Annotated in this window: 17 protein-coding genes and 1 tRNA gene; 14 read left to right on the forward strand and 4 right to left on the reverse strand. The window is 50.0% G+C overall.

Features of this window, described 5'->3' with window-relative positions; all coding sequences use genetic code 11:
* The first annotated feature begins 33 nt into the window (after nt 1-33).
* Nucleotides 34-1,101, forward strand: coding sequence for a type II asparaginase (locus T320_RS07900; RefSeq protein WP_304412715.1), 1,068 nt, complete (start codon nt 34-36; stop codon nt 1,099-1,101).
* Between the two features lie 71 nt (nt 1,102-1,172).
* On the opposite strand, the gene T320_RS07905 is transcribed toward T320_RS07900, so the two are convergent.
* Complete coding sequence (locus T320_RS07905; RefSeq protein WP_037354623.1) at nt 1,173-1,982, reverse strand: Hint domain-containing protein; 810 nt, start codon at nt 1,980-1,982, stop codon at nt 1,173-1,175.
* Between the two features lie 175 nt (nt 1,983-2,157).
* On the opposite strand from T320_RS07905, the gene T320_RS07910 reads away from it, so the two are divergent.
* The 10 genes from T320_RS07910 to T320_RS07955 all read left to right on the forward strand — a co-directional run bounded on the left by T320_RS07910 (nt 2,158) and on the right by T320_RS07955 (nt 10,506).
* Nucleotides 2,158-2,242, forward strand: a tRNA-Leu gene (locus T320_RS07910).
* Between the two features lie 358 nt (nt 2,243-2,600).
* Nucleotides 2,601-4,430: a glutamine--fructose-6-phosphate transaminase (isomerizing) gene (glmS, locus tag T320_RS07915; protein WP_026760228.1), complete on the forward strand. Its 1,830-nt coding sequence runs from the start codon at nt 2,601-2,603 to the stop codon at nt 4,428-4,430.
* A gap of 156 nt (nt 4,431-4,586) precedes the next feature.
* Complete coding sequence (locus T320_RS07920) at nt 4,587-5,657, forward strand: ABC transporter ATP-binding protein (RefSeq protein ID WP_037354625.1); 1,071 nt, start codon at nt 4,587-4,589, stop codon at nt 5,655-5,657.
* Nucleotides 5,650-6,489: an ABC transporter permease gene (locus tag T320_RS07925; RefSeq protein WP_037354626.1), complete on the forward strand. Its 840-nt coding sequence runs from the start codon at nt 5,650-5,652 to the stop codon at nt 6,487-6,489. The genes T320_RS07920 and T320_RS07925 overlap by 8 nt, the downstream gene beginning before the upstream one ends.
* Nucleotides 6,489-7,289, forward strand: coding sequence for an ABC transporter permease (locus tag T320_RS07930; protein WP_037354628.1), 801 nt, complete (start codon nt 6,489-6,491; stop codon nt 7,287-7,289). Before T320_RS07925 ends, T320_RS07930 begins: the two co-directional genes overlap by 1 nt.
* Entirely contained in the window at nt 7,286-8,374 is a 1,089-nt protein-coding gene (locus T320_RS07935; protein WP_051608665.1) for an ABC transporter substrate-binding protein, read from the forward strand. The genes T320_RS07930 and T320_RS07935 overlap by 4 nt, the downstream gene beginning before the upstream one ends.
* A gap of 71 nt (nt 8,375-8,445) precedes the next feature.
* Nucleotides 8,446-8,889 (forward strand): hypothetical protein, encoded by a 444-nt coding sequence (locus tag T320_RS07940; protein WP_026760236.1) that lies wholly within the window; start codon nt 8,446-8,448, stop codon nt 8,887-8,889.
* A gap of 12 nt (nt 8,890-8,901) precedes the next feature.
* Nucleotides 8,902-9,456 carry a flavin reductase family protein gene (locus tag T320_RS07945; protein WP_037354631.1) on the forward strand — a complete coding sequence of 185 codons (555 nt, stop codon included), beginning with the start codon at nt 8,902-8,904 and terminating at the stop codon, nt 9,454-9,456.
* A gap of 164 nt (nt 9,457-9,620) precedes the next feature.
* Nucleotides 9,621-10,118 carry a nitroreductase family protein gene (locus T320_RS07950; protein WP_037354633.1) on the forward strand — a complete coding sequence of 166 codons (498 nt, stop codon included), beginning with the start codon at nt 9,621-9,623 and terminating at the stop codon, nt 10,116-10,118.
* On the forward strand, nt 10,087-10,506 hold the full coding sequence (locus tag T320_RS07955; RefSeq protein ID WP_231465868.1) for an SMU1112c/YaeR family gloxylase I-like metalloprotein: 420 nt from the start codon (nt 10,087-10,089) through the stop codon (nt 10,504-10,506). The genes T320_RS07950 and T320_RS07955 overlap by 32 nt, the downstream gene beginning before the upstream one ends.
* 68 nt (nt 10,507-10,574) lie before the next feature.
* Here T320_RS07955 and T320_RS07960 read toward each other — a convergent pair whose 3' ends face one another.
* From T320_RS07960 to T320_RS07970, 3 genes are all read right to left on the reverse strand, one after another.
* Nucleotides 10,575-11,363 (reverse strand): hypothetical protein, encoded by a 789-nt coding sequence (locus T320_RS07960; protein WP_037354635.1) that lies wholly within the window; start codon nt 11,361-11,363, stop codon nt 10,575-10,577.
* Nucleotides 11,364-11,564: 201 nt separating this feature from the next.
* Nucleotides 11,565-11,999 (reverse strand): hypothetical protein, encoded by a 435-nt coding sequence (locus T320_RS07965; RefSeq protein WP_037354637.1) that lies wholly within the window; start codon nt 11,997-11,999, stop codon nt 11,565-11,567.
* Between the two features lie 21 nt (nt 12,000-12,020).
* The gene (locus T320_RS07970; protein ID WP_037354640.1) at nt 12,021-12,620 is read right to left on the reverse strand and encodes a hypothetical protein; all 600 of its coding nucleotides are present in this window, start codon (nt 12,618-12,620) and stop codon (nt 12,021-12,023) included.
* A gap of 474 nt (nt 12,621-13,094) precedes the next feature.
* Between T320_RS07970 and mnmA the strand changes: the two genes are divergently transcribed.
* The 3 genes from mnmA (at nt 13,095) to T320_RS07985 (ending at nt 16,111) form a co-directional block, all read left to right on the forward strand.
* Nucleotides 13,095-14,159 carry a tRNA 2-thiouridine(34) synthase MnmA gene (mnmA, locus tag T320_RS07975; RefSeq protein ID WP_037354642.1) on the forward strand — a complete coding sequence of 355 codons (1,065 nt, stop codon included), beginning with the start codon at nt 13,095-13,097 and terminating at the stop codon, nt 14,157-14,159.
* A 154-nt stretch (nt 14,160-14,313) separates the two neighbouring features.
* Nucleotides 14,314-14,934 carry a peptidase C39 gene (locus tag T320_RS07980; protein ID WP_037354645.1) on the forward strand — a complete coding sequence of 207 codons (621 nt, stop codon included), beginning with the start codon at nt 14,314-14,316 and terminating at the stop codon, nt 14,932-14,934.
* Nucleotides 14,935-14,950: 16 nt separating this feature from the next.
* Nucleotides 14,951-16,111 (forward strand): M20 metallopeptidase family protein, encoded by a 1,161-nt coding sequence (locus T320_RS07985; protein WP_051608666.1) that lies wholly within the window; start codon nt 14,951-14,953, stop codon nt 16,109-16,111.
* Nucleotides 16,112-16,227 lie beyond the last annotated feature (116 nt).

The raw sequence follows: 16,227 nt of genomic DNA on the forward strand, positions 1-16,227 counted from the left end.
GGGAAGATTGCAACTGGAAAAGGAGGAATTTTTGTGAAGGTAAGAGTAACCGCGATTCTTATGACCTTGGCAATGCTGCTGGTTGGGGTACAGTGTGCCTTTGCTGCGCAGGCAAAGCCGAACATCAAGATTCTGGCAACCGGTGGAACGATTGCCGGCAGTGCGGCATCCGACACGGCAACCACCGGCTATAAGGCTGGTGCTTTGGGCATTGATGTGCTGATTAATGCCGTTCCCGAAGTCAAGAAATACGCCAATGTATCCGGTGAACAGATTTGCAGCATCGACAGCAAGGACATGACCAATGATGTCTGGCTCAAACTGGCCAAACGCTGCAACGAATTGCTGGCCCGCAGTGATGTAGACGGTATCGTCATCACCCATGGTACGGATACGCTGGAAGAAACGGCTTATTTCCTGAACCTCACGGTTAAGAGCAATAAGCCTGTGGTCATCACCGGCGCTATGCGTCCGGCTACGGCTATCAGTGCTGATGGTCCGATGAATCTTCTGAATGCTGTCCGCGTGGCTTCCGATAAGAAGTCTGCAGGCCGTGGCGTGCTGGTTGTACTCAATGACACCATCAACGGTGCCCGTGACGTGACCAAGACCCACACCACTTCCGTGGATACCTTCAAGGCTCCGGAACTCGGTGCTTTCGGTTATGTGAATGATGGCGTTCCTGAATTTTATCGTGCGACCACTCGTCTGCACACCACCAAGAGCGAATTTGCTGTTGGCAACCTCACGAAACTTCCCTATGTAAAGGTTATTTATGGCACGGCTAATGACGATGCTTTGTTCGTAGATGCAGCCATCAAAGGCGGCGTTAAGGGCATCATCTATGCCGGTACGGGCAATGGTTCCGTACACAAAGATGCAGAAGCAGCCTTGGCAAAAGCTACGGCTGCAGGTATTGTTGTAGTTCGCAGTGCTCGCGTAGGCAACGGCTCCGTCATTCCGGCTGAGCAGAGCTACATCAACTATCACTTCCTGGATGGCGATTCCCTGAATCCGCAGAAGGCTCGTATTCTTCTGCAGCTGGCCCTGACCAAAACGAAGGACCTCAAGGCTATTCAGGAGATGTTCCACAAGTACTAAAAAATTTGCTTCCCCAATAAAGCAGGGGCGCGTAGTTACTTTTAGCAGCTACGCGCCCCTGTTGTTTTATATCAGTGCAGGCTGAATCCTTCAGCTGCAACGCCGTTGATGAACATGATGTTGATGCCGTCTACTTCAATATCGTAGACCATTTCATTTTTACCCGTCATGGTGGCTTTTTCGACTGTCGCGGTGCCATCCAGAGTGATGGCAGGATTTCCCTGCGTGTTCATGGCGATGTTGTATTGGCCATTGCCGCAGTAGTACCACTGCGTTGCCGTGGTCTGCCATACTTTCCCGTCGGTAAAGCGTACGGTTACGATTTCCTGCAGGGCAGGCGTGTGAACCTTGGTGACCTTGCCACTGATTTTTTCGCCGGCAGCGTTGAGCGTCAGCACTTCATCGCCCTCGTGGATGTTTTCAATGGGAATGCTGCCGTCTGGGGTGGCAACCAGGGAACCGGCAGCGAAGCAGCGTCCACCGCCAAACAATTTTGTCAGGATATGGGCAATGCCGCCGCCAGCTTTTTTGACGGTTTTGGCAACTTTTTTTACTTCCTTGGGATGCTGCGTGACCTCGTGGATGGTCTCGACCGTGGTCGTTACCGGATCGCCCTCGTCATTTTGAGGAGCTTCCTGCGTACCTGCTCCGCCGACTACGCAAGCCAAATCATCAAAGGAAAGTTCGGTACAGGAAAGTTTTTTCATTTCCTGCATGAACTCTTCGACGGTAAAAGGAATGCCTTTTTCTTCAGCAAGTGCAAGAATAGCAGCGACATCCTCATCGGTGCCATTCTTTTCCAGAATCTGTCCGAGCTTTGCCTGAACTTCTTCATTTTCCTGCATCATTTCTATGAATTTCATTACATTTTGCTGTGCCATGATTATTTCCTCCTCTGTAGTGGGATTGTGTTTTGCTTTACATTGGTATATACGATAGGGGAGACGATTCATTACAAAAATTTTATTTTGTAAGAGAAGTTGAAAACGGCTTAGACTTGACAAATTCGTGGATACCTACTATAATGAATGCCGTTATCTACGATTGTAGAATACTGCGGATGTGGCGGAACTGGCAGACGCGCTGGATTTAGGATCCAGTGCCGCAAGGCGTATGGGTTCGACCCCCTTCATCCGCACCAAAGGAATATCAGGCGGTAGCTTTCGGGCTATCGCTTTTTTGTTACAATTATTTCGCGTATTGACTTATTGTCTGCTATCGGTTACAATAAGCAAGTGCTTTGTTAAGAAAAGCACAAAGTAAGAAGAAATCCAGAGTGAATAATCCTGTTGTTCTGGTGTAGTAAAAGGACGTAAGTTCTAGCGCAAGTTCTGAAAGCGGTGCGTGCTTTCAGAAGACGAGGAGAAGGTTGTCGAAACGTCAGCGGATGCCTTCCGGTTAGCTCAGCCGATAGAACCTGATGAAAGCCCCATTGTGAGGTGGGAGACAAGTCAGGGGAGAGCGCAGCAGGATAGTACAATTTCATAGGAGGTACTATTATGTGTGGTATCGTAGGTTATGTCGGTGACAAAGAGGCAGCTAGCTTCCTGCTTGAAGGTCTGGCTAAGTTGGAGTATCGTGGTTATGACTCCGCAGGTATTGCTGTCTTCGACGGAGCGAAAATCGGCGTGGAAAAGAGTGTAGGGCGTCTTGCCGCACTCCGCGACAAGCTCAAAGGTCATGAGCTCAAGGGCACGATGGGTATCGGTCATACCCGTTGGGCAACGCATGGCCGTCCGTCCGATGTGAACTCTCATCCCCATACGGATTGCTCCGGGGATTTTGTGGTGGTACACAACGGCATCATCGAAAACTACCTGACGCTGAAGGAAGAACTCATTGAAAATGGTCATTCCTTCAAGTCCGAAACGGATACGGAAGTAGTAGCCCACTTAATCGAAGAAGTTTACAATGGTGACTTTGTAGCTTCTGTTCGTGAAGTTCTGCGCCGCGTGGAAGGTTCTTACTCGCTCGTATTTATGAGCAGCAAGCACCCCGGTACGCTGATTGCAACCAAGCAGGATAACCCGCTGGTTATCGGCGTAGGCGAAGGCGAAAACTTCATCGCTTCCGATATCCCCGCTATCATTCAGCGCACCCGCCGCACTTACATCCTGAACGATGGTGAACTGGCTGTTATCACGAAGGACAGCATCAAGATTTCCAACCGTCAGGGCGAGCCTGTGACCAAGAAGATTTTCGAGGTTAACTGGAACGCAGAAGCTGCGGAAAAGGGCGGCTATGAGCACTTCATGCTCAAGGAAATCCATGAACAGCCGAAGGCTGTCCGTGACACCATGAGCCAGCGTATTGCCAAAGACGGCAAGACCATTGTGATGGACGAGCTGAAATGGGACGCTGACTACTTAAATTCCTTTAACAAGATTTATATCGTGGCCTGCGGCACGGCTTATCATGCCGGCATGGTGGGCAAATACTATATCGAAAAACTGGCGCGTACGGTCGTAGAAGTAGACGTTGCTTCTGAATTCCGTTATCGTGAGCCGATTGTGGATGAAAACACGCTGTTCATCGCTGTTTCCCAGTCTGGTGAAACCAGTGATACGCTGGCTGCAATGAAGGAATCCAAGCGCCTCGGCGCCAAGACGCTGGCCATCACCAACGTGGTTGGTTCGTCCATCGCCCGTGAAGCTGACCAGGTGCTCTACACTTGGGCTGGCCCGGAAATCGCTGTAGCTTCCACGAAGGCTTACACGACGCAGATTGTACTGTTCTTCATGCTGGCCCTCTATATGGCTGAAATCAAGAAGACGGTTGCTCCGGAACGTGTAGCCGAACTCATTGCTCAGCTGCAGAAGATTCCGGCACAGATTAGCGAAACGCTTTCTGATGTGGAACCGCTGAAGACCTTTGCAAAACGCTATGGCTTCAATGATGATGTGTTCTACATTGGCCGCGGTCTGGACTACCATGTAGCTTTGGAAGGTTCCCTGAAACTCAAGGAAATTTCCTATATCCATGCCGAAGCTTATGCAGCCGGCGAACTCAAGCACGGCACGCTGGCTCTGATTGTGGAAGGCGTTCCCGTTATCGCTCTGGCTACGCAGAAGAGCGTTTACGAAAAGACCCTGTCCAATATCAAGGAAGTCAAGGCGCGTGATGCCGTTGTTATCGGTATCGCTACCGAAGGCGACGAGGAACTGGAAAAATATGTTGACCATGTGATGAAGGTTCCCGAAACGGATGAACTCGTTATTCCGATTCTGACCGTTGTTCCCCTGCAGCTCCTGGCATATTATGCCGCTATCACTCGTGGCTGCGATGTGGATAAACCGCGTAACCTGGCTAAGTCCGTTACAGTTGAATAATTCGTTCTGCAATAGTAAGAGGATGTGCAATAAAAATGCGCGTCCTCTTATTTTTTTCTTAGTATTTTTGCAGGATTCGTGATAAAATATACTTCGGCGCCTTTTTGGGCGGTATGCCCTCTGGGGCAAATATCTCTGGAAGAAAAGGGACGATAAATGGAAAAAGAACTTTTGCGTCTTGAACGCGTCAACAAAAGCTATGATGGTCGGCAGATTCTTGAAGACCTGGATTTAACCATTCACGAGAATGAATTTGTGACCCTTTTGGGCCCTTCGGGCTGTGGCAAGACCACGATTTTGCGGCTGATTGGCGGGTTTGAAACCCCGGACAGCGGCAAAATCTGGTTTGATGGACAGGATATTACCCATTTGCAGCCAGAGAAGCGGCAGGTCAATACGGTGTTTCAGAAGTATTCCCTGTTTTCCCATATGGACGTGGCGGAGAATATCGCCTTTGGCCTGAAACTTAAAGGGAAAAGCGCAAGTTACATTCGCGATAAGATAAAATATGCCCTGAAGCTCGTGAACCTCGATGGCTATGAACATGCCCGGGTCACGCAGATGTCCGGCGGCCAGCAGCAGCGCATTGCCATTGCCCGCGCTATTGTAAACGAGCCAAAGGTATTGCTGCTCGATGAACCGTTATCAGCCCTTGACCTCAAACTGCGGCAGAATATGCAGCGGGAACTGGTGAAAATCAAGCGGGAACTGGGCATTACCTTTGTGTTCGTCACCCATGATCAGGAAGAAGCGCTGTCCATGTCCGATACGGTCGTGGTCATGAATCAGGGGTGGATTCAGCAGATTGGTACGCCGGAGAACGTGTACAATGAGCCGGAAAATGCCTTCGTGGCCGACTTTATCGGCGACAGTAACATCATCGACGGCATTATGGTGCGGGACAAGCTCGTACACCTTTTGGGCAAGGATATTCCCTGCATCAACACGGGCTTTGGCGAAAATGTTCCCGTGGATGTGCAGATTCGCCCGGAGGATATTCAGATTTGTGCGCCCGAGGATGGACAGTTCACCGGCAGAATCAAGCAGGTTGTCTTCAAGGGGACGGTATACGATATCACCATTGAAGCCGGCGGCTTTGAATGGCTCGTGCAGACCATTACGGGCCATGAGCAGGGCAAAGAGGTGGGCATTAAACTGGCAGCCTCAAACATTCAGATTATGGCGAAGCCCGAATCGGAAGATGAGGAGGCGGTGAGCGATGAATGAACGCCTTTCCAGTCAGCGGTTCTTAGCCCTGCCTTTCGGGATTTGGGCAACGCTCTTTATCGTGCTGCCCTTGTTCTTTGTTCTTTGGAATGGCTTGAAGGATGTAGAGACTGGGGGCTTTACTCTGGTGCATCTGCAGACGGTGCTCCAGTGGGAATATCTGAAGGCTCTGGGGCTGTCTGTGGAGCTTGCCTTAATCAGCACCTTTATCTGTCTCGTACTCGCCTATCCTCTGTGTTTGATTTTAAGAGAGCGCAAGGAAAAACGGGGGCTGCTGGTATTTGTGCTGTTCCTGCTGCCGCTGTGGATGAACTCGTTGCTTACCACCATGGCCTGGCAGACCATCTTGGAAAAGCATGGTCTTATCAATATGTTCCTGCAGTCCGTGGGCTTGCCGGAAGTGCATATCATCAATACGCCGCTGGCCATTATCATCGGCATGGTCTATAATTTCCTGCCCTATATGGTGCTGCCCCTCTATGTGGCGATTAACCGCATTGACAGCAGCATTATCGAAGCGGCCAGAGATTTGGGCGCCAATCCCTATCAGACTTTTCGGCGCGTGCTGTTGCCGCTGTCCATGCCTGGTATTGTCAGCGGTTCTACCATGGTCTTTATTCCTGCGCTGACCACCTTTGTTATCAGTGCCCTCTTAGGCGGTAACAAGGTGCTGCTCGTGGGTAATATCATTGAACAGGAATTCACGGCGGCCTATGACTGGCAACTCGGCAGTGCCCTGTCCATGGTGCTCATGGTCTTTATCATCCTGAACATCCTGCTGGAAGCCTTTACGGATAATGGCGAGCAGGCGAAGAAAGGAGTAAGGCCATAATGCAGAAAATCAAGAATACCTATCTGGCCGTTATTGTGGCTTTCCTCTATGCGCCCATCGTGGTGCTCATTGCCCAGTCCTTCAATGCCAGCCGTTATCGCGGCCAGTGGACGGGCTTTACCTGGGAATGGTATGAGAAACTTATCGAAAGCGAAGATATCATCAACGCTTTTTCCAATACGTTGACCATCGGCGTGACCTCGGCAATTTTTGCCACTTTGCTGGCTTTGGTGACGGCTTTGGGCATGCGGCAGATGGGACGGCAGAGCCGGATGCTCCTGCGGGGGCTGGCCAATGTGCCCCTGCTCAATGCCGATATCGTGACGGGCATCTCACTGATGCTGCTCTTTTTGGGACTCGGATTGAAGCTTGGCTATGATACCATTTTGCTGGCCCATATCGTCATCAGCCTGCCTTATGCTATGCTCTGCATCCTGCCGCAGGTACTGACCATGGACAATGTCTGGTACGAGGCGGCCCGCGATTTGGGTGCTACGCCCTTTCAGGCTTTCCGCAAAGTCATTTTGCCGGAACTGATGCCGGGCATCGTGGCGGCGTTCCTGCTGTCCTTTGCCATGAGTGCGGATGATTTTATCGTGACCTACTTTACCAAAGGCGCGGGCATTGAAACCCTGACCACGGAAATTTATTCGGAGCTCAAATTGGGTGTCCATCCCGAGATGTATGCGCTATCCACGCTGTTTTTCTGCGGCGTGCTGGTCTTTGCGGCTCTCCTGATGCTCAATTACAAGGTGATTCGCCGTTATCGGGCAGCAGAAAGAAGGGGGCAGGAAGCATGAAGAAATGGAAAATGTATGGCCGCTCCCTGTTGCTGACTTTGCTTGTACTATGTACCTTCCTGCTGTCCGGCTGCGATATGTTTGCCGAGGAGGAAGAAGAGGGGGCGGACGTGCTCTACGTCTACAGCTGGGGTGATTATCTCAGCGAGGATGTCATCAAACAGTTTGAGGAAGAAACTGGCATCAAGGTGGTGCTCGATGAATACGACACCAACGAGAGCATGTATCCCCGCATTGCCGAAGGCGCAGAGGCTTATGATGTGCTCTGTCCTTCCGACTACATGATTAACAAGCTGATTCATAATGATTTGCTGCAGCCGCTGGACTTTGCACAGCTGCCCAATGCTCGGAAAAATATCGGACAGGACTTCTTTGACCAGTCCAGGGCTTTTGACAAGGAAGGGAAATACTCCGTTCCTTATTGCTGGGGCACCGTGGGCATTATGTACAACATTGAGAAGGTCAAAGAACCTGTGGATAGCTGGAAAATCCTTTGGGATGAAAAGTATAAGGACAACATCCTCATGCAGGATTCTGCCCGGGATGCCATTATGATTCCCTTGAAGATTCTGGGCTATTCCATGAATACCGTAAATGAGGCGGAACTCAAAGCCGCCCGCGATATGCTGATTCAGCAGAAACCGCTGGTGCAGGCTTATGGCGTGGACGATATCCGCGATAAGCTGAGCTCCGGTGAAGCGGCGCTGGGTGTAATCTTTTCCGGCGAAGCCATTAAGCTCATGAAGTCCAATCCCCATCTGCGGTTCCAGCCGGCGCCGAAGGAAGGCACCAACGTCTGGATTGATTGCTGGGTGATTCCCAAGAACGCCCGCCATGTGGAAAATGCGCACAAGTTCATTGATTACATGTGCCGTCCTGATATTGCGGCGGCCAACTTCGAGGAACTGGGTTATTCCACGCCGAATACGGCGGTACGGGAACTGGTGGAAGAAGATTTAGGCGAATATGTGGACACGGCCTTCCCGCCGGAAAATGTCTACAAGGGCCAGGAATCTTACAGTTATCTGGGAGAAGCCCTCGATAAACTCTACACAAAACTTTGGCTGCAGGTAAAAGTTGAATAATTAACAGGAAAAAACAGCTCCTTTGTGGAATAGTATGTAAGATGACATACTGACAAAGGAGCTGTTTTTCTATGAATATCAAAGCAGAAGTTTTTAACAAGTATTTGAAAGAAAAAAAGATTGATGCCTTTCAGGTGGAAGAGGTAGCGGATGATGCGCAGCATACGGTGGTCTATCGTTCCCATATCGTAATCGAAGGCCAGCAGCTGCCCACGCTGGTGCTGCTCGATGACAGTGTCTTTTCCATGATTCGCGTGCAGATTTCTCCGAAAGCCCGCACGGAGGAAAATGAACTGGCTGTTCTGCGCATGGTCAGCGAGCAGAACATGAAGTACAAACCTTTCAAACTCTATTTCGACCAGACCGGTTCTTTGATTCTCGACGTTTGCCTGCTGACTCCCGGCAAGGAAGAAAGCGACTTCCCAGAGCTGGGTGAGGAAGTCTACGGCATGTTTGACGTGCTGATTAAATTCCTCGAAGAAAATTATCGCAGCTGGATGAAGGAAATCTGGTAAGGAGGCTGTACAATGAGTGTTGAATTTACCGGCAAACAGGCCTGCATTGCCCCGGAGGGTGTTTTTATCATTGGAACTTATGATGAGAATGGTGTTCCCAATGCCATGAATGCAGCCTGGGGTGCCCAGTCTGACTTTGATGAGATAACCCTGTTCCTGGCCAAGCATAAGACCACGGAAAACATCAAGCACAGCAAGGCTTTTACCGTAGCTTTTGCCACGAAGGATACCGTGGAAATTGCAGATTATTTCGGCGTGGAGACGGGCAATAAGGTCAACAAGATTGAAAAGGCCGGCTGCCACGTGCATAAGAGCAGCCATGTCAATGCGCCGATTATCGAGGAATTCCCGGTGACCTTGGAATGTGAATGCGTGAGCTACAGCGATGAAACGGGAATTCTGGTGGGGAAAATCATTGCCCAGCAGGCAGATGAAGCGGTGCTGACGGATGGCGTTGTGGATTATGACAAGCTTCAGCCCATCATCTTTGATATTGCCACGAAAACCTATCGGCTGGTCGGCCCTGTAGTCGGGAAAGCTTTCCATGATGGTTTGAAATTGAAATAAAAAAATTATGGACAAAAACTCCGTTGATGCTTTGAGGTGTCAACGGAGTTTTTGGTGTGTTTTACATTGATAGCGAGAAATATTATTTGACAAAATAAAAGTCTGAGGATAAAATAACTTTGTCAGGAAATGTGAAATCGGATTTTGAAAGGGGATTTGTCAAGATGGATGCAATTTTTACCCGCACCAGTGTGCGCAGTTATGAGGAACGGCCGGTGGAGGCAGAGAAAATCGAAAAGATTCTGCGCGCGGCAATGGCGGCTCCTTCGGCGGTCAATCAGCAGCCTTGGGAGTTCTATGTGGTCACGAATAAAGCAGTATTGCAGGAACTATCCGAAACCAGCCCGTATACTGCTATGACGGCCAAGGCTCCAGCGGCACTCGTGCTTTGCTCCCGCAAGGAAAACATTATTGTGCCGGAACTTATCGAAGTCGATATGGCCCTCGCAACGGAAAATGCTTTACTGGAGATTGAAGCGCAGGGCTTGGGCGGCGTTATGCTGGGCGTGGCCCCCATTGCTGACCGCATGGAAAAGGTTGCTAAGGCAATCAACCTGCCGGAACATCTGGTACCCTTTACCGTAGTTCCCTTCGGCTATCCGGCGAAGAAGAATCCCCAGCAGGACCGCTATGATGAAGCGCGGGTGCATTATGTGCGATAAATTGAACTTACAGCATATCCATCATGTGGCCATTATCGGCAGCAACTATGAGCGGAGCAGGCATTTTTATGTGGATATTCTGGGCTTTGCGGTGATTCGGGAAAATTACCGCGAGGAGCAGCAGGATTGGAAAATTGACCTGCGGCTTGCAGATGCCGAATTAGAACTCTTTATCAAAGAGGGATGCCCGCCAAGGGCAGGCTGGCCGGGCAAAGAAGCTTATGGCCTCAGGCATTTGGCTTTTCGCGTGGATTCCGTGGACGATACGGTTCGCAAATTAAATGCCTTGGGCGTTGAGACAGAACCGGTACGGTGCGATACTTTTACGGGGGAAAAGATGACGTTCTTCCATGACCCGGATGGACTCCCCATAGAAATTCATGAATAAAGACAAGCGCGGACGGCTTGACTGGTCAATTTGATTTGACCGGTCAGCCGCCCGCTTTATTATGCGGTTTAGAAATTATGGGTTACTTTGCCCGTATCAATAAGGTTGTGATTTTTGACATAGTCCAGCCAGCCTGCCTGCAAGGTGGCAAGTTCGTTGGTGTCATCTTCCGACAGCGCATCAACAGGCTTTTTGTGATTGAAAATGCCATGGGAGGTGTCGGTGATGATGGGATTGCGGTCGTCTACATGGGCAAGCTGCTGATGGAAGTCCATATCGAAACTGTCTTCCGGCGGGCGGCTGTCCAGTACATCACGGGCTGTTTTGGTCTGGTGTTTTTTTTCGTCTTCGGGGTCAGCGGTCATTTTATCCAGAATTTGCGAAGTCTGCTCCAACTGCTGGCGCAGGTTGTCGAGGTAGGAGGTATCGGTCTTGAAGGCTGCTTCGGGCGTTTTCTGTTTATCCGGTTCTACATTTTTGGCCTTGTTTTTCTTCTTATAGGCCTTGGCGATAGCTGCTTCGACATCTTCCTCGTATTTTTTGTCCTTGATATCGAGTTCGCCGCCGCCCTGTACATAGCGTACCATTTTTTCGACCTGCTTCAGCAGGGAATTTTTGTCCGGGCTGTCGCCGGTGATTACGTCAAAGGCGGTCTTGATGTCTTCTAAGAATTGGTCATCCTTGCCAAAGTTTTTGACATAATCGTTGAGCTGGCTGGCAAGCTTGCCGAAAAGACCGCCGGAGATTTCCTGGGTGGAACGCAGCACAGCATCTCCTGCGTGTTCATAGGTATCGACAAAGATATTTTTGTCTTTTAACTGGTCATAGGCTTCAGAGTAGCTGGCATAAGGCTTCAAAATATCGCGGATGGTGTCGTGAATATCCTGCTTTAGCGTATTTTTCAGTTTAGCTTCGCTTTCTTCTACCTTGTTTTTCCCGTCAATAGTGGCGGTATTTTCGACAAGACCATCTTTGGCTGTCCAAGTGTAGTGCTGGCTTTTTATGGTGTCAATCGAATTCGGGTAACGATAGGCTAATTCCGGTGGTACATAGACGTTTTAGATGGGGAGGGGCTTAGAGGCTTCTTTTACTTTTTCGATTATAGCCAGTGTTTCCGGAGAAGCAGGCTTGGCGATGTCCATCAGGTTAACCTGTTCAATGCCGGAGTCAATGCGTGATAAATCTGTATTGGGGGTCCAGCTGAAGGGTTTTTTGTTTTGTTCCCGCTGTTCCATGACATCGGCTATGGCAGCCTGCATTTCGGCTAACTCATCAGTCTGGCTTTGCCCATCACGATAGGTGAGATAGGCGGTGCGGTTTAACTCGACCCAGTGACTCTTATAGCTTTCCTTTGCCCCGCTCAGTTCCACCTGATAGGCAGGGGCTTCTGCTGTTAATTTTTCGTTTTCTTTTGCCTGCTGTACTGTCTTGCTCGTGTCGACGGCAACACTAACATTAAGGTTGCTGCCATCCGCAGCTCGTCCGATAAGCATGGTTTTCCCTCCTTGTAAGCATCATGCGGATTTTTCCGCTGCTGCGTTCGTTTCCGTATATTCGGCTTGGAGCTTGTCCAGACCGGACATTATGGCATCGTAGGTGTCCAGGCAGATTTGCGGCAAGTCCTTTTCCTTGGTGGTGGCTTGATAATCGCGGCGGAATATCGCTACGGCTTTTTCAATTTCCTGCCGGATTTCGGCAATTTTATCGGGATTGCCTTGAGCGACCTGTGCGGCCATGCTCAGAATGCAGTTGCTTACCGCCTCGACGGAGTAGGGGCCGCCCGGCCCGATTGCCCGCGCGGCTTCGGCATAGCTGGGCAGTACCGCAGGCATGGTGAATTTTTCGCCCGGCTTAAAGTGTCCGCCGGAATGATAATACGCCTGCCAACTTAAATTGTCCTGTGCATGGTTTTGGATACTCTCCACAGAATCTTTACTTGCCACAGGCTGTAAGGGCAGCTGGTCGCTTTTTTCTGTCACAGGCACCACAGGTTCATTTTCTGGTGGCGAAAATTCGCTCATAAGCGCTTTGAATGCACCGTTTGCTTGTGGCTGTGATTGCGTATTGACCGCAGCAGAAGGAGAGTCGGTCAATTTGCTGATGTAAATACCCATTTGTACACCTCCAAAACAAAAAATACAATAATATATCCTTATGCAATCATATATCATCCCTTCTGTATATCGAATATTTGCGCAATTTTATAAGGGGGCAAGCCAAAAAAGCGGCTGACCAATTTAGGACAGTCGCTCACTTTCGCGGTATTGGTTTGTGGGTGATGATTTCGGCTAGTCGGGCTAACGGAAACTATATGCGGCGTATGCTGCCAACAGGACGATTCCGATGGAGATAATTACTCCTGTCAGGATTAGCCCGGCATATACAAGCAGTTTACTCTTTTTTTTTACGGACATGACTGTACAAAAATAATGAAACACTATCTTTTTAATAGTAAAGTATATACCTTTGACATTTGACATGTCAACTTGTAAACCTACGCAAGTAAATACCTATTGACATGGTAGGCTAAAGAGTATAACATTAGGTCATCATGGACAGTGAACGATAGAGAGGAAGAATTTTTGGTTATGAGCAGAGGTAAGGTAATCGTGGGGATGTCCGGCGGGGTGGACAGTGCAGTGACGGCATATTTGCTGAAGGCGGCAGGTTTCGAGGTCATCGGCATTACGTTAAAATCGTGGGAGAGCGGCAGCAGTAAGTGTTGTGAGATAGATGAGGCTGCCCGGACGGCGGATATTTTGGGTATTGCCTATTATCCCTGGAATACGGTGGCATGTTTCCATGATTATGTGACGAAGCCATTTGTGGCGGATTATGAAGCGGGGCGCACGCCCAACCCTTGCGTGGAATGCAACCGCTATGTGAAGTGGGAGCAGCTGTTAAGTGTGGCGGCCCATATGCGGGCAGATTATGTGGCGACCGGACACTATGCCATCATTGAGCGGCTGGAAAATGGCCGCTATACCCTGCGGGCGGGCGCAGATAAGCAGAAGGACCAGTCCTATATGCTCTACAAACTCACGCAGGCTCAACTTGCGCGTACCATTCTGCCCTTGGGCAGGCTGACCAAAGCCGAGGTGCGGGACATTGCCCGCAAGGCAGGACTCAATGTAGCGGATAAGGAAGATTCGCAGGAAATTTGTTTTGTGACGGAGGGCAGCTACACCGATTATATTGAAGAATACAGCGACAAAGATTTAACGGCGGTGGGAAATTTTGTCGATGAAACGGGCAAGGTTTTGGGTCAGCATAAAGGAATCATTCATTATACGGTCGGTCAGCGGAAAGGCCTGGGGCTGGCGTTAGGCTATCCTGCCTATGTCAAGGAGATACGCGCAGCAGCCAATGAAGTCGTAATCAGTGGTGAGGAAGGTCTGTATACGCAGGAAGTTTTCTGTAAAAACCTGTGCTTTATGTCACGTGAGGTTGTAGAAGGCGAAGATGTTTCAGCGCAGGTAAAGATACGCTACCACCATGCAGGTGCGGCGGCCAGCTTGCAGCGTATCGCTGACGACCAGATAAAGATAAACTTTGCCGAGCCTGTCCGCGCACCGGCACCGGGCCAGTCGGCGGTATTTTACGATGAGCAGGGCCATATTATTGGCGGTGGGAAAATTTTTTTGGCGAATTAAGTTTAAGCCTATTGACATAATGGGTGTAATATTGTAACATAAGGTCATCGTCAGGTGGACGAAAGAACTGGCTGGATAACCGGAGGTTTTGCAAGAACGTGAATTCTGTGCAAAACCTCTTTTTTAGTAGGTATGTAGGAGAGGTGACCTGTTTATGAAAAATCCCTTGCGTTATCAGGTATCGGAGTATGATTGCGGGCCGACCTCCATGCTCAACGCGATTTCCTATCTGTTTGAGCGCGAAGAAATTCAGCCGGAAATCCTGCGCAACATCATGATTTATTCGCTGGACTGCTATGGCAAAGGCGGCGTGCCCGGCAAAAACGGCACTTCCCGCATGGCGATGATGTTCTTGTCCCGCTGGCTGTCCGGTGTGGGGGAAGCAGGGCTATTGCCCATCGAAAGCCAATATCTTTCGGGCAAAGCGGTGTATTTCGGCGAGAACAGTCTGGTGGTGGATGCCTTGAACCGTGGCGGCGTGGTGGTCGTGCGCCTGCATATGGACGGGGAACATTATGTATTGCTGACTAAGCGGGATGGGAAAAAGATTTATCTTTTTGACCCGTATTATATGACGGAAAATCCGTTTGGTGAGGAGATTGTATGCACCTTGTCGCATCCGCTGACCTATAACCGCGTGGTGCCTTTTTCCTGCTTTAACCGGGAGACTGTTGCGCCGTATGCTTTGGGGCGTGCAGAGGAGCGGGAGGCGGTACTCTTGTTTGACACCCGCAATAAACTTACGGCAGAACGGACGATTGAGTATTTTATTTGAGAACGGGGGGAGCGATATGTTTCATTGTGACAGCGGATTTGCCCGGGAATGCCGCAGATGGCTGCATCAGCATCCGGAACTGAGCAATCAGGAATACAATACGGCGAAATTCATTCGGGAAAAATTGACCGAATTGGGCATAGAATATCAGGAAGTGGAGAAAACTGGAACCTTTGCCCGGATAACGGGGCATAGTGATAAGGGCAAAACGATTCTCCTGCGGGCGGATATTGATGCCCTGCCCATTGAGGAGCAGACGAATTTACCCTATAAATCCGTAAATCCCGGTGTCATGCACGCCTGCGGCCATGATGTGCATACGGCGGCACTGCTGGCGGCGGCCAAGAAACTTGCCGAGCTGCAAGACCGCTTTGCCGGTACGGTACTGCTGGTCTTTCAGCAGGCTGAGGAATTTGGTCATGGGTCGCAGTTTTTCCGGGAGCAGGGCTTGCTCAAAAATTATGATCGGGCTTTTGGCGTGCATATTGCCCCGGATGTGCCTGTGGGAACGGTGGTGCTCTCCCGCAGGGAAGATGCGGCTTCTTGTGATTTTTTCCGAATAACTCTTACTGGCAGGAAAGCCCATACATCGAAGCCGCATTTGGGCCAAGATGCCTTGCAGGCAGGAGCAGTATTGGTGGGGGAAATCGCCAAACTGCCGGGGAGACTCCTGCCGCCGGATGAACCGGTCAATGTGGGCATTGGCACTTTTAAGGCGGGAACTTCCTATAATATCATCGCCGACAGCGCTGTGCTTGAAGGCAGTTTTCGTGTGTTCTCCGAGGAAAACCAGCAAAAACTCAAGGAAAAAATCGCGGAGCTGGCGGAGTCGGTGTCGTCTGGTTACGGCGTGCAGGCGGCAGTAGAGTACGACTGCTTTGCCCGTGCCATAATCAATGATGAAACAGTTCGGGAGGAAGTGACCAAGACAGCAGTGGAATTGCTCGGCGAAGATAAGGTGCAGATTTCGGAAGAGCCTGTCTTTGGCTTTGCTGCCGATGATTTTGCTGAATACCTCCGGGATGTTCCCGGAGTATATGCCCATGTAGGTGTAGCGGAGGAAGGTTCTGATTCTGCCCGCGTGCTGCATAGTGAGAAGCTGGCTCCGGCAGAAGCGGCGGTAGAAATTGCCGCGGATTTGCATATCCATTACGCCTTGAATTATTTGCAGCGGTAATTGGAGGTGGGAAAAAACATCTTGCTTAGATGACATTTCAGCAAAAATTAACATTTTCAATTACACCTATTGACATAATAGGTGTAATAGTGTAACATAATGCTATCGTCATCGGG

Origin of the sequence: Selenomonas sp. FC4001, from assembly GCF_000701565.1 — a bacterium.
Classification (GTDB): Bacteria; Bacillota; Negativicutes; order Selenomonadales; family Selenomonadaceae; genus Selenomonas_A; species Selenomonas_A ruminantium_B.

What these genes read in the sequence shown, in the direction of transcription:
- T320_RS07905 (WP_037354623.1), bottom strand. Translation starts at nt 1,982, where the DNA reads ATGGCACAGCAAAATGTAATGAAATTCATAGAAATGATGCAGGAAAAT.
- glmS (WP_026760228.1), top strand. Translation starts at nt 2,601, where the DNA reads ATGTGTGGTATCGTAGGTTATGTCGGTGACAAAGAGGCAGCTAGCTTC.
- T320_RS07920 (WP_037354625.1), top strand. Translation starts at nt 4,587, where the DNA reads ATGGAAAAAGAACTTTTGCGTCTTGAACGCGTCAACAAAAGCTATGAT.
- T320_RS07925 (WP_037354626.1), top strand. Translation starts at nt 5,650, where the DNA reads ATGAATGAACGCCTTTCCAGTCAGCGGTTCTTAGCCCTGCCTTTCGGG.
- T320_RS07930 (WP_037354628.1), top strand. Translation starts at nt 6,489, where the DNA reads ATGCAGAAAATCAAGAATACCTATCTGGCCGTTATTGTGGCTTTCCTC.
- T320_RS07935 (WP_051608665.1), top strand. Translation starts at nt 7,286, where the DNA reads ATGAAGAAATGGAAAATGTATGGCCGCTCCCTGTTGCTGACTTTGCTT.
- T320_RS07940 (WP_026760236.1), top strand. Translation starts at nt 8,446, where the DNA reads ATGAATATCAAAGCAGAAGTTTTTAACAAGTATTTGAAAGAAAAAAAG.
- T320_RS07945 (WP_037354631.1), top strand. Translation starts at nt 8,902, where the DNA reads ATGAGTGTTGAATTTACCGGCAAACAGGCCTGCATTGCCCCGGAGGGT.
- T320_RS07950 (WP_037354633.1), top strand. Translation starts at nt 9,621, where the DNA reads ATGGATGCAATTTTTACCCGCACCAGTGTGCGCAGTTATGAGGAACGG.
- T320_RS07955 (WP_231465868.1), top strand. Translation starts at nt 10,087, where the DNA reads ATGATGAAGCGCGGGTGCATTATGTGCGATAAATTGAACTTACAGCAT.
- T320_RS07965 (WP_037354637.1), bottom strand. Translation starts at nt 11,999, where the DNA reads ATGCTTATCGGACGAGCTGCGGATGGCAGCAACCTTAATGTTAGTGTT.
- T320_RS07970 (WP_037354640.1), bottom strand. Translation starts at nt 12,620, where the DNA reads ATGGGTATTTACATCAGCAAATTGACCGACTCTCCTTCTGCTGCGGTC.
- mnmA (WP_037354642.1), top strand. Translation starts at nt 13,095, where the DNA reads ATGAGCAGAGGTAAGGTAATCGTGGGGATGTCCGGCGGGGTGGACAGT.
- T320_RS07980 (WP_037354645.1), top strand. Translation starts at nt 14,314, where the DNA reads ATGAAAAATCCCTTGCGTTATCAGGTATCGGAGTATGATTGCGGGCCG.
- T320_RS07985 (WP_051608666.1), top strand. Translation starts at nt 14,951, where the DNA reads ATGTTTCATTGTGACAGCGGATTTGCCCGGGAATGCCGCAGATGGCTG.